This window comes from Cupriavidus sp. FW305-26 (genome assembly GCF_058787975.1).
The window spans coordinates 92072-104786 of record NZ_JBYTAH010000011.1 but is presented as its reverse complement, the minus strand read 5'-3'; the positions used below and the strand labels follow the sequence as shown (position 1 = coordinate 104786).

General features: G+C 68.2%; 10 protein-coding genes. 7 read left to right on the top strand and 3 right to left on the bottom strand.

Going from position 1 to position 12715, the window contains the following annotated elements:
- The first annotated feature begins 4 nt into the window (after window positions 1–4).
- The gene (locus AC3WQZ_RS09440; protein WP_010811013.1) at window positions 5–1510 is read left to right on the top strand and encodes an N-acyl-D-amino-acid deacylase family protein; all 1506 of its coding nucleotides are present in this window, start codon (window positions 5–7) and stop codon (window positions 1508–1510) included.
- 25 nt (window positions 1511–1535) lie between these two features.
- On the top strand, window positions 1536–2873 hold the full coding sequence (locus AC3WQZ_RS09435) for an aspartate aminotransferase family protein (protein WP_010811014.1): 1338 nt from the start codon (window positions 1536–1538) through the stop codon (window positions 2871–2873).
- Between the two features lie 94 nt (window positions 2874–2967).
- Here AC3WQZ_RS09435 and AC3WQZ_RS09430 read toward each other — a convergent pair whose 3' ends face one another.
- The gene (locus AC3WQZ_RS09430) at window positions 2968–4125 is read right to left on the bottom strand and encodes a methyl-accepting chemotaxis protein (protein ID WP_010811015.1); all 1158 of its coding nucleotides are present in this window, start codon (window positions 4123–4125) and stop codon (window positions 2968–2970) included.
- A gap of 208 nt (window positions 4126–4333) precedes the next feature.
- Between AC3WQZ_RS09430 and AC3WQZ_RS09425 the strand changes: the two genes are divergently transcribed.
- From AC3WQZ_RS09425 to AC3WQZ_RS09405, 5 genes are all read left to right on the top strand, one after another.
- The gene (locus AC3WQZ_RS09425; protein ID WP_492300399.1) at window positions 4334–4741 is read left to right on the top strand and encodes a DUF2946 family protein; all 408 of its coding nucleotides are present in this window, start codon (window positions 4334–4336) and stop codon (window positions 4739–4741) included.
- A 138-nt stretch (window positions 4742–4879) separates the two neighbouring features.
- Entirely contained in the window at window positions 4880–6991 is a 2112-nt protein-coding gene (locus AC3WQZ_RS09420) for a TonB-dependent receptor (RefSeq protein WP_454749940.1), read from the top strand.
- A gap of 21 nt (window positions 6992–7012) precedes the next feature.
- Window positions 7013–7729, top strand: coding sequence for an ABC transporter ATP-binding protein (locus tag AC3WQZ_RS09415; protein ID WP_492300397.1), 717 nt, complete (start codon window positions 7013–7015; stop codon window positions 7727–7729).
- Window positions 7726–9138 carry an ABC transporter permease gene (locus AC3WQZ_RS09410; RefSeq protein WP_492300395.1) on the top strand — a complete coding sequence of 471 codons (1413 nt, stop codon included), beginning with the start codon at window positions 7726–7728 and terminating at the stop codon, window positions 9136–9138. Before AC3WQZ_RS09415 ends, AC3WQZ_RS09410 begins: the two co-directional genes overlap by 4 nt.
- A 2-nt stretch (window positions 9139–9140) precedes the next feature.
- Window positions 9141–10538 carry an ABC transporter permease gene (locus AC3WQZ_RS09405; RefSeq protein ID WP_492300394.1) on the top strand — a complete coding sequence of 466 codons (1398 nt, stop codon included), beginning with the start codon at window positions 9141–9143 and terminating at the stop codon, window positions 10536–10538.
- A gap of 9 nt (window positions 10539–10547) precedes the next feature.
- On the opposite strand, the gene AC3WQZ_RS09400 is transcribed toward AC3WQZ_RS09405, so the two are convergent.
- Complete coding sequence (locus tag AC3WQZ_RS09400; RefSeq protein WP_439669311.1) at window positions 10548–11531, bottom strand: Bug family tripartite tricarboxylate transporter substrate binding protein; 984 nt, start codon at window positions 11529–11531, stop codon at window positions 10548–10550.
- Between the two features lie 107 nt (window positions 11532–11638).
- Window positions 11639–12616 carry a LysR substrate-binding domain-containing protein gene (locus AC3WQZ_RS09395; protein ID WP_010811022.1) on the bottom strand — a complete coding sequence of 326 codons (978 nt, stop codon included), beginning with the start codon at window positions 12614–12616 and terminating at the stop codon, window positions 11639–11641.
- Window positions 12617–12715: the final 99 nt, after the last annotated feature.

Below are 12715 nucleotides of genomic sequence, written 5' to 3'. Positions count from 1 at the left end.
GACGATGGCATCGCAACCAGCCGCGCCCCGGCGCGCCGACCTGATCTTCCGCAACGCCACGGTCGTGGACGGCACGGGCGCAGCCCGCCGCGCGGCCGATGTGGCAGTCGCGGGCGACCGCATCGTCGCCGTAGGCGACTGCGCTGACATGACCGCGGACCATACCGTGGACGCAGCCGGCCGCGTGCTGGCACCGGGCTTTATCGATGCCCACACGCACGACGACGGCTACCTGCTGGTGCATCGGGACATGACGCCCAAGGTGTCGCAGGGCATCACCACCGTGGTCACCGGCAACTGCGGCATCAGCGTGGCACCGCTGGTCAGCAGCGCGCCGCCGCAGCCGCTGGACCTGCTGGGGCCGCCCGCGCTGTTCCGCTTCGATACCTTCGCGCAGTGGCTCGACGCATTGCGCGCGACGCCGGCCAACGTCAACGTGGTGCCGCTGCTCGGGCATTCGACGTTGCGCGTGCGCGCGATGCCGGAGCTGAACCGGGCCGCCAATGCAGAAGAAATCGCTGCGATGCGCGACGAGGTAAGGCTGGCAATGGAGGCGGGCGCCTTCGGTGTCTCGACCGGCACGTTCTATCCGCCCGCGGCAGCCGCCACCGAAACCGAGATCATCGCCGTGTGCGAGCCGGTCCGCACCCACGGCGGCGTCTATTCCACCCACCTGCGCGACGAGACCGACGACATTGTGCCGTCGATCGAAGAAGCGCTGCGCATTGGCCGCGCGCTTGACTGCCAGGTGGTGTTTTCCCACCACAAGGTCGCGGGCAAGCGCAATCATGGCCGCTCGGTCGAAACCCTCGGCCTGCTGGCCGACGCCGCGCGCTTGCAGCCGCTGTGCCTGGACTGCCATCCCTATCCCGCGACCTCGACCATGCTGCGGCTGGACCGCGTGCGCCAGTCCACGCGCACCATGATCACCTGGTCCACCGGCTACCCGCCCGCGGGCGGCCGCGACTTCCACGAGCTGATGCAGGAGCTTGGCCTGGACGAGGACGCGCTCTTGGCAAAGCTGCGCCCCGCGGCGGCGATCTACTTCATCATGGATGAGCGCGATGTCGAGCGCATTGCGCAGTTTCCGCTGACCATCTTCGGCTCGGACGGCCTGCCGTTCGATCCGCGCCCGCATCCGCGCCAGTGGGGCACCTTCCCGCGCATCCTGGCGCGCATGGTGCGCGAAGACCAGCTGATGACGCTGGAAACCGCAATCCACAAGATGTCCGGCCTGGCCGCGCAGCAATACGGGCTGGCGGACCGCGGCCGGATCGTGCCAGGCGCGTTTGCCGACCTGGTGCTGTTCGATGCGGACCGGGCGCAGGACCGTGCCACCTTTGAAGACCCGCTGCAACTGAGCACCGGCATCCACGGCGTCTGGGTCAACGGTGCCAGGGTCTGGGAACAGTCCACACAGACGGACAGCGAAGGCAGCGCACTGCCCGCGTTTTCCGGCCGCGTGCTGGAGCGCCACCCCGCCGACACCGATTCCGCTCTGCGCCGCTGACGCGCGGCACCACCACCACACCATCATGACCCACGTATTCCATCGCAATCCGCGCCAGAAGCTGCCCGTTGCCGTTGCCGGGCAGGGCATCGAACTGATCGACAGCGAAGGCCGGCGCTATCTCGACGCCTCCGGCGGTGCCGCCGTGTCGTGCCTGGGGCACGGCCATCCGCGCGTGATCGAGGCGATCAAGTCGCAGCTCGACACCATCGCCTACGCGCATACGTCGTTCTTTACCACCGAGGTATCGGAAATGCTGGCCGAGACGCTGGCGCAGGCCGCGCCGGGCGATCTCGACCATGTCTACTTTGTCTCCGGCGGCTCCGAAGCGGTGGAGTCGGCGCTGAAGCTGGCGCGCCAGTATTTCGTCGAAGCCGGGCAGCCCAGCCGCCGCCACTTCATCGCGCGCCGCCAGAGCTACCATGGCAACACCCTGGGCGCGCTGGCCATCGGCGGCAACGCCTGGCGGCGCGAGCCCTTCCTGCCGCTGCTGGTGCCGGCGCACCACGTGTCGCCGTGCTATGCCTACCGCGACCAGCAGGCCGGCGAGACCGACGCGCAATACGCACGGCGCCTGGCCGACGAGCTGGAAGCCAAGATCCTGGAACTTGGCCCCGACACGGTGGCCGCCTTCGTTGCCGAAACCGTGGTGGGCGCCACCGCCGGCGCGGTGCCGCCGGTGGGCGACTACCTGAAGCGCATCCGCGCCGTGTGCGACAAGTACGGCGTGCTGCTGATCCTGGATGAAGTGATGTCAGGCATGGGCCGTACCGGCTTCCTGTTCGCGTGCGAAGAGGATGGCGTGGTGCCCGATATCGTCACCATTGCCAAGGGCCTGGGTGCGGGCTACCAGCCGATCGGCGCGATGCTGTCGACGCGCAGGATCTACGACGCCATCGTCGGCGGCAGCGGCTTCTTCCAGCATGGCCATACCTATATCGGCCATGCCACGGCCTGCGCCGCGGCGCTGGCGGTGCAGCGGACCATTGCCGAAGACAACTTGCTGGCCAACGTGCTGGCGCGCGGCGAGCAACTGCGCGCACGGTTACGCGAGGTGCTGGGTGACCATCCCAACCTGGGCGATATCCGTGGACGCGGCTTGTTCGTCGGTGTGGAGTTCGTGGCCGACCGCGACAGCAAGGCCACGCTCGATCCGGCGCTGAAGACGCATGCGCGCCTGAAAGCCGCCGCCGTGCAGAACGGCCTGCTGGTCTATCCGATGGGTGGCACGGTCGATGGCGTGCATGGCGACCACGTGTTGTTCGCACCGCCGTTTATTTGCACGCCGCAGGATATCGACAGGATTGTCGAGCGCTTTGCGGCGGCGGTGCAGGCGGTGCTGCCGGCTTGCGTGACGGCTTGAATTGCTGAAGGGTCCTGCCTCCCGCTGGTTTGCTCCCCTCTCCCGCTTGCGGGAGAGGGGGCGCGCAATCAGTCAGCAATCCGCGCTGCCCACATCAGCCGAACGCCGCAACCTGCCTGAATGCGCCATGCCCCGGCGCCTGTGCTGACGCCGGCTTCGCATCCAGCTTGAACTCGCCCACCACGCGCTGCAGCTCAGTGGCCTGGCCCGCCAGTTCGTGCGAGGCACTGGCCGCCTGCTCCACCAGCGCCGCATTCTGCTGCGTCACGGTGTCCATCTGCGCCACCGCCTCGTTGACCTGCGCAATCCCGGCACTTTGCTGTTCAGAGGCCGCAGTGATCTCGCCCAGCAGCCCGGTCACGCTGGCCACTGCCTGAACGATCTCCTGCATGGTCTCGCCGGCCTGGCCCACCAGTGCCGAGCCGCTGTCCACCTGCTGCACCGAATCGTCGATCAGTTGCTTGATCTCCCGCGCCGCCGACGCACTGCGTTGCGCCAGCGTTCGCACCTCGCCGGCCACCACGGCAAAGCCGCGCCCCTGCTCACCCGCGCGCGCGGCTTCCACCGCCGCGTTCAGCGCCAGGATATTGGTCTGGAAGGCAATGCCTTCGATCACTTCGATGATGTCCGTGACCTTGCGCGAGCTGGCGCTGATCGCCGACATGGTCTGCACCACGTTGCCCACCACTTCGCCACCGCGCGCGGCGATTCCCGATGCGGTTGCCGCCAGCCCGTTGGCGGCGCGCGCGCGTTCGGTGTTCTGCTGCACCATCGAGGTCAGCTCGCCCATGCTTGACGCGGTCTCTTCCAGCGCCGCCGCCTGCTCTTCCGTGCGCTGCGACAGGTCGGTATTGCCCGCGGCAATCTGGTGCGAAGCGGCGGTGATCGAATCGGTGGAAGCGCGGATGCGTGTCACCAGGTCGGTGAGCATGTCTTCCATCTCTCCCAGGCCGCCCAGCAGCCGCCCAAACTCGCCGCCGCGCTCGGTGTCGAACTCCTGGCTGAGGTCGCCCGCCGCCACGGTCTCGGCTATGTAGACGGCTTCTGACAACGGCGCCTCGATGCTGCGCGCCAGCGCCCAGACCGCGCCCACCGCCAGGCATAGCCCACCCACGCCCAACGCGATCAGCAGGCGCCGCGCATCGGCCGCCTCCTGCATCCGCGGCAAGGCCACCGCGATCCCGATCGCCATCAGCGACCACATGGCGCCAAACGCCGCGCCCAGGCGTATGCGAATCCCCAGGTTTTGCATGTCTCTCCCCCGTTTCCACCCCAGAAGTGCAGGCGCCGGCGCGCCGGCTGCCTGTCTTGCCAATGTCTTCGCTGGCCAACTCTTGCTTAACGGCGGGAACGGTGCAGTCTTTAGCGGCTTGCAGGACAGGCTTGTCGCGGCATCGACTTACAATTGCAATTGAGTTGCGTTAATATGGCGCCGGTCGACACAGCCAGCGCCTCCATCAATGCGTAAGCATGCGAACTTCGTTCGTCTCATCTGGGCCGTGCTCCTGCTCTTGCTAGTGCAGGCGTGGGCCGCGGTGACGCACGTGCATGCGGTACCGGGAACGCGGTTGGAGGCTGTCGTGGCGAACACAAGCGCAGGCGCAATCCCCGATACGGCCGCCACGCCGGACACGTCCGACACGGACCGCGTGCCTGCCGATGGCACGACGGAATGCGATTGCCTGTGGTGCTCGCCCCGGTTGCATCTCTTCATCAGCGCCGCCATCGCGGTGCAATTGCTCTGCGTCATCCTGCGCCTGTTGTCACGGGTACGGCAGGTCGATGTCGCCGCGCCGACATGGCGTACCCGCTTCCTCTCTCCGCCCGCCTTGCGCGCGCCACCGGCGCTGGCCCGCGCCGCCGGCTAACCCCCGGCCGCATCCCTTTCCCGTATATCTGATTGCGCGTCCGCTGCGTCATGCCAGGCGGGCGGCATGCTCACGTCTGAATTTTGTACGGCAAGCCCGGTGCCCGTAGCGGATACCGCCGGGCTGCCGCGAGGCCTCATGAACAAGAACGAAAACACGGGTGCCGCGCGCCCCCTGGCCTGGACACTGCTCTCGCTCTCGTCGGGCGTCTTCAGTCAGGCCGCATTTGCCGAAGGCCAGCATACGGTGCTGCCGGAAGTCAGCGTGGTGGCGACGCAGGACACCAGCCTGCAAGGCAAACGCAAGCTCGTGACCACGGACAGCACCGGCCTGCCGGCCGCGGTCTCGGTCGTCACCGCCGACGAGTTGGGCACCATCAATATCGGCCGGGACATCTCCAACATGTTCCGTCGTGTACCTGGGGTGGTGGCCAACAACATCGACCAGGGCGATACGGGCAACGGTTTCCGCATGCGCGGCTTCGCCACCCAGGGCACGCACGGCGCCGACACCGCAGTCTATGTGGACGGGGTGCCGCAGAACATGCCGTCCAGCCAGGCCGGCGCCGGGCATGGGCCTGCATTCCTGGAATGGCTGACCCCGGACATGATCGGCCAGATCGACGTCATCAAGGGGCCGGTGTCCGCGTTGTATGGCGACCAGAACCGGGCGGGTGCCGTGCCGATCAGCACGCAGTCGGGCGACGTGCCCTCCAGCATCGGCATCGGCTTCGACCGGTACAACGGCAAGCGCGCAACACTGGTCCTGTCAGGCAGCCATGCGTTCCGGCCCGGGCCTGAGCCGATCAAGTCGCTGTTCGTGGCCGATATCTACCGCACCCATAGCTACCGGTACGACGGCAGCACCGACCGCGACAACTTTTTCTGGAAGCTGTCGACCAGGATCGGCGACGGCGTCTACAGCCTGCGGCTCAACCACTATCGCTCCGAATCGACAGCCGCCGGCTACCTGCTGCTGAGCGACCTGCAATCCGGCAAGGTGGACCCGCGCTCCACGCAATACGGGCTGCCGGGCTTCGGCAGCGGCAAGCGTTCGATGTTCGCGCTGAATCGCGCCCCGGCGCATGGCGAGGACGGCTGGTATGCGACGTTGTACGGGGAAGCCTTCGAGCGCGAGCGTGGCATTGCCACCAGCAGCGTGCAGCACACCGTGGGTTCGGATGACCGGAACATCTTCGGCGGCCGGCTGGCCAACAACTTCACCTTCGGAGACCGGGCCGCGCTCATGGTCGGCGCGGAAGTGCGCCGCGACCGCGGCGACGCGCAGCGCCAGATCTGGGTGCGTGGCGTGCCCACTGCGAACTATATCAACGCGCAGCAGCTCGACCTGCTCACCTACGGGCTGTTCGTGCAGGGGCAGTTCAGGCCCGTCGAAGCGGTCAAGCTGACCGCCGGCCTGCGGCGCGACTGGTTCGACTACGACATCGTCAACCGCAAGCTGCCGGCAGCGAGCACCGACTACTTCTCGGGCGTCACCACGCCGAAGCTCGGCGCGGTCTGGTCGGTGCTGCCCCGGCTCGACCTGTTCGCCAACGTCGCGCAGGGCTTCCGTTCGCCGGCCGCGGAGCAGATCAGCAGCAGCGGGGCCACGGGCCCGCTGGGCGCGCCCGGCGGCACGGTCTATGACGTATCGCCGTCGAAGGTGAAATCCTACGACGTGGGCTTTACCGCGACGCCGGCCAACAACCTGACCGTGACCGCAGCAGCCTACTACACGCTGAATGAGGACGAGATCGTGGGGCAGCCGGACGGATCGTTCAAGTCGGTCGGCGACACGACGCGCAAGGGATATGAGCTGGAGGCCCGCTGGCGGCCCATCCGCCCGGTGTCGGTCTACGCCAGCTATGGCCAGATCATCCAGGCCGAAGCGAACAACCCGCTGCCCAACACGGGGGCCAGGCTGTCGGTTCCCCGGCACCTGCTCAAGCTGGGCGCCGAGTACCGCCAGCGGCTGCAGGGCGCGCAGCTGACCGTCAATGCCGATGCCTATCTGACTACCGGTATTCCCTACTACATGGGAACGCCGCAGACCCAGCTGCGTTTCATGCCGGCCTACACGCGCTTTGACCTGCGCGCGGTGCTCGACTGGAAGCAATACCAGTTGTCGCTGTTCGCGGTGCTGCAGCCGCACCGGTTCTCGACCGAGGCCGCGTATGGGTCCGCAGCGGGGCTGCTGGTAGCGCCGCAGCCGAAATGGCAGGCCGGCATGGCGGCACGCTATTTCTTCTGACGTATTCGACGGAGACACGACATGCTTGAAATTCGTGACCTGGTTGTCCATCGCGACGGGCGTCGCGTGGTGGACGGTCTGAATATTACCGTGCCGAAGGGCTGCATCTACGCCTTGCTGGGCGGCAACGGCGCGGGCAAGACCACCACCATCGATGTGACGCTGGGGTTTGTCCCGCCGGCCGGTGGCACGGTGCTGGTCGACGGACTGTCGCCCGTTGCCGATCCGGCTGCGGTCAGGCGGCGCGTCGCCTACCTGCCCGAGAACGTCGCGCTGTATCCCTACTTGTCCGGCGCGGAAAACCTGGATTACTTCTGCGCGATTGCCGGCATCAGCCTGTCGCGTGCCGAGGCCACGGCGCTGCTGGACGGCGCGGGGCTGGCCCGCGACGCGCACGGCCGGCGCGTAGCGAAATACTCGAAGGGCATGCGCCAGAAGGTGGGCCTGGCCATCGCCCAGGCCAAATCCGCGTCATTGCTGCTGCTTGACGAGCCGACCTCAGGGCTGGACCCGGCCGCGGCCGATGACATGGCAAGCCGTGTCCGGCAAGCGGCGGACGCGGGCACGGCGGTGCTGATGGCCACGCATGACCTGTTCAACGCCAGGCAGCTCGCCGACCGCATCGGCATCCTGCGTGCCGGCGTGCTGGTGGCCGAGTTTGACGCGGCCACCGTCGGCCACGAGGCACTGGCCTCAATCTACCTGGCCCATGCGCGCGCGCAGAGTGTTGCGCCATGATCAGGACCGTGGTTGTGAAGGAACTCAGGGCGATGGCCAGGGAGGGGCGCTTCGCAGCCCTGCTTGCGATCGGCGCCGCGGTATTGGCCGTCGCCATCCTGGCCTCGCTGCAGCGGCATGCCGCCGTCGCCAGCGAGGTGGCGCAGGTTACCGCCGCCACGCGGCAGCAGTGGGACGACCAGGGTGACAAGCATCCGCATCGCGGCGCGCACTTCGGCTTGTACGTGTTCCGGCCCGCCTCCGCGCTGACGGTGATCGAGCCGGGGCTGGGCGACTACTTTGGCCAGGCGCTGTGGCTGGAGCCGCACCGGCGCAATGTGGCGCGCTTCGAGCCCGCGCAGGATGCGCTGCCATCCACCCGCTTCGGCGACCTGAGCGCCGGCTTCGTGTTCGCGGTGCTGTTGCCGCTGCTGGTGATCGCAGTCACTTTCGATGCCGTCAGCGGCGAGCGGCAGCGCGGCACACTGCGCATGATGCACGGCGCCGGCGTGGCGCCGGCCAGGCTCGTGGCCGGCAAATTCCTGGCGCTGGGCGCGGGCTTTGCCGTGTTTGCGCTGGCCGTCGCGCTGGCCCCGGTCATCGCGACCCGCCCCGGCGGCACGCTGGATGGTGCGGTCTGGTGGCGGGCAGCGGGCCTGGGTGCCGCCTATCTGCTATACACCGCGATTCTGGTGGGACTGGGCCTGGCGGTGTCGGCCTGGCTGGCCGACGGCAGGAGCGCGTTGTTCGTGCTGGTGGGCCTGTGGCTGGCCTTTGTCTTCGTGATCCCGGGCATTGGCGCGGCGGTTGCGCGGCATGCCGTGCCGCTGCCGTCGGCGCAAGCGTTCTGGGCGGCGATCCAGCGCGACTTCACGGAGGGATTGCCGGGCGACGGCAACCTGGCGGCCCGCACCGAACGCCATGACGCGGCGCTGCTGTCGCGCTATGGCGTCACGCGCCTCGAGGACCTGCCCGTGGGCGCGGCGCCGCTGCGGCGGCTGGAGCGCGACGCCTACGCCGACCGGGTCCATGCGCTGCATTTCGATGCGCTGTGGCAGCGCTATGCGGCGCAGGAGAACGTGATGCGCGCCGCCGCGCTGCTGAGCCCCACGCTGGCGATCCGCAACTTCGCCATGAAGATGGCGGGAACGGATCTCTCGCACCAGCGCGACTACGAGGCCGCCGCGGAGCGCTATCGGCGCAGCGTCAACACGGCCATCGATGAATGGGATGCCAGCCACACGCGCGGCATGACTTCGTTCGATGCCAGGTACGCAGGCGCTGCGCTTTGGCGCGCAATCCGGCCCTTTGCCTACACCATGCCGCCGGCGCTGTTCGCGCTGCGGGCAGCGTTGCCGGAGATCGCGATCATGTTCTGGTGGTGCGGGCTGGCCGTGGCCGGCCTGTTCTTCTCTCTTCGCAGGATATAGCCATGAACCCCATAAGACAGACCAGGCAGGCGCTTGCCGCGCAATGCCGCCGCTTCTGCGCGGCGGGCAGTGCCCGTTGGGCGCTGCTGCTGTTTGCTGCCGCCCTGTGCGCGTGCGCGCTGGCATCGGGTCTCAGTGCGCGCGCATGGCATGAGAAGCTGCAGCAGCTGGAAGCAAACGGGCAGGCGGCGTTGCGCCTTGCCCAGGCCAAGGCATTGCCGGCATCGCGGGAGCAGGCCGCCATGGCGGCATTCCGGTTCGCCAGGTCGGAAGCCCCGGTGGCGCAGCTGCCGCCAGGTGGCGGGTTGGCGCTGGCGAGCAGCGTGCTGGACCTGCTGCCGCCGTCGGTTCGCGTCACTGTCGAGAGCCGCCACACCGACGCGCGCAACGAGGAGCGGCTGGCCAACCCGCTGTTGCAGCGCTATGGCACCTTCGACCTGGCGACGGCGATCGCGCTGCTGGCGCCGCTCATGCTGGTGTGCCTGTGCGCAGGCATGGTCCAGGGCGAGCGCGAACATGGCACGTGGCGGATGTTGATGGCTCAGGGTGCGGCCGGCGGGCGTGTGCTGTTCGCCGCCATCGCGGTTCGGGCGGGCGCCGTCTGGCTGATTGCAGTGCTCGCTTCCACGCTGGCATTCGTGCTGGACCCCGCAGCAACGCTGTCGGCGTATCTCGCATGGCTGTTCTGCGTGACGGCGTTCATCGCGTTCTGGAGTGCGGCCAGCGGTGCGCTCAACCTGCTGCCCGGTTCCGGTGCCACGGCGGTGCTGGCCGGGCTTGGCCTGTGGGCCATCGCCACGTTCGGCACGCCTGCGATGATCGCGGCGCTGGCGGATCGCGCGGCGCCGATGCCGTCACGGCTGGCGGCAATCGTCCAGATCCGCGCGGCGCAGCAGAGCGCGGAAGCCAGGATGTCGGCCCTGGTGGACGAGTGGTATCAGGCTAATCCGCAGTGGGCCCCGGCCACGGCACGACAGCACGCATGGCCGGTCAGCTTCATGCCGCGCTACCTCGAGCAGGCAGCGCATATCCGGCCGGTCGTGTCCGCGTTCGACCAGGCGCGCGCGCTGCGTTTCGAGCAGGCGGAACGATGGGGCTGGTTGTCGCCGCCACTGTCGCTGCTGCTTGCTGCCGACCGGCTGGCAGGCAGTGACGCGCCGCGGTACGCCAGCTTCATGGCACGGGTAGACCGCTTCGAAGCGCAGTGGCGCGCGTACTTCGTCCCGCGCATCATGGGCTATCGTGGCGTGTCGACGGACGAGTACCGGAATGCGCCGCGGTTCGAGTGGATTGAAGGGGAGCGCGGGGAGGTGGGGATTGGCGGGCTGCAGCAATTTGGGCTGGCAGCGGCAATGCTAGGCTTGCTCGTGGTGTTCCGGGCGCGGTTGGCGCGCCCTTGAACGCCGCGCTCAGTCCACCTGCGCGCCCGATGTCTTGACGATGCGGGCCCACTTGTCCATGTCGGACGCCAGCATCTTGCTGAACTGCTGCGGCGTGCCCGTCATTACTTCGGCGCCCTGTGCCGCCAGCTTGTCGCGCAGGGTCTTGTCCGCCAGGATCTCCTGCATGGCCTGGCCGAGCTTTTGGGTCACGTCCTTCGGCGTATTCTTGACCGCGAACAGGCCGACCCAGAGGTCGCCGCTATACCCGGGCACGGTTTCGTTGATCGCGGGAATGTCCGGCGCGAACGGCGAGCGCTTGGCGGAGCTGACGCCGAGCGCGCGCACCTTGCCCGCCTTGATATGGGCCAGCACCGACGGCAGGCTGGCGAAGGCCAGCGGCACCTGGTTGCCCAGCACATCGTTCAGCGCCGGCGCGACGCCCTTGTAGGGCACATGTTCGAGCTTGATGCCGGCCATGCTGTTGAGCATCTCGCCCAGCAGGTGGTTCAGCGTGCCATTGCCGGCGGAGGCATAGCGGTAGTAGTCCGGCCTGGCCTTGGCCATCGCGATCAATTCGGGCAGCGACTTGGCGGGGAAGGCGGGATTGGCCACCAGCACGTTCGGCACGCTTGCCACCGGGGCGATCGGCTCGAAATCCTTGACCGGGTCGAACGGGATGCTGCGGTACAGCGACGGGTTGATGGCCTGCGTGCTGCTGATGGTCATCAGCAGCGTGTAGCCGTCCGGCGTGGCGCGGGCCGCTGCCTGGGTGCCGATATTGCCGCCGGCGCCCGGGCGGTTTTCCACCACCACCTGCTGGCCGAGCCGTTGCGACAGGGTCGCGGCGACCAGTCGCGCGACGATGTCGTTGGTGCCGCCCGGTGCCTGCGGCACGATCATCTGGATGGGCTTGGACGGATAGGGGGCGGCGGCGAGGGCCCTGGCGCTGAACAGCGGCAGGCATGCGGCCAGGGCAGCGGCGGCTGCCAGGGCGCGGCGGGTGCGTTGCATGGTGTCTCCTGGAATTGCGGGGCCGTGAATGCCGGCCCAGGCTGGTGGCAACTCTAGCCGACTGCCGCGCCGGCGTGAAATTCAATCGCCGACTACGGGCATAAGTTTTATTGATCGGCCGCAGGCGGCGAAATGAGCGGCTTGAGCGACCCGCCCGCCGCAATGCGCTCGGCCACCAGCTCACGCAGCACCTCCGCCACGGCCTCGGCCGCGCTGGTGCGCGGCAGCGCGCGTGGCCAGCACAGCGACAGCGTGCGGCGCAGTTCCGGCACGATCAGGTGCCGCGGCACTTCGCTGTCCGCGTCGGACAGCGACGACGCGGGCAGGATGGTGCAGGCCAGGCCCTCGCGCGCGGTCGCCAGCAGGAAGGGCAGCGAATCCAGGTCGGCCACCACGTTCAGCGACACGCCGGCCTGCGCGAAGGCAAGCTCGACCACTTCACGCAGGCCCTGCGAGCCGCTTGGCAGCACGAGTGGCAGCTCGCCCAGTGCCTTGATCGCGACCGTAGCGCCTTCCGCACCGGCCAGCGCCCGAGGCTTCGCTTGCGCCTTTGCGCGCCCGCGCGTCACGGGAAGCGTCCCGACCAGGTATAGCGATTCGCTTGCCAGCCGCTCCAGTTCCACCGCGCGCGACGGCACATCGCGGAACAGGATGGCGAAGTCCAGCCGGTTGTGGTCCAGCAGCTCCGAGATATAACCGCTCATGCTCTCGAACAGCTGCAGCCGGATTTGCGGATAGCGGGCGCGCACCGCGCGGATCAGCGGCATGCCGAATGCCGCTGCCGCCGTGGTGGGCAGGCCGATGGCAACCATGCCGGTAACATCCGTGCCGGCCACCCGGGCCTCGGCGCCTGCGATCTCCACCTGCCGCAGGATATTGCGGGCGTGGCGATAGAGCGTGCGGCCGGCTTCCGTGGGTTTGACACCTTTGGCGCCGCGGTGGACAAGCGGCACGCCCAGCTCTTTTTCCAGTGCCGCCAGCTGCTGGCTGAGAGCGGGCTGTGCCACGCAGACCACTTCGGCTGCCCGCGTCAGGCTGCCCTGGTCGACAATGGCGATGAAATAGCGCATGGCGCGCAGGTCCATGGCAGGCTCCGGGAGAATTCCAAAGTATTCATTTTACTTATGATCCCCTCGGCAATCGGTATTTCCCAGGTGCGGCCCGCTCCGGTAGATTGCCGTCAG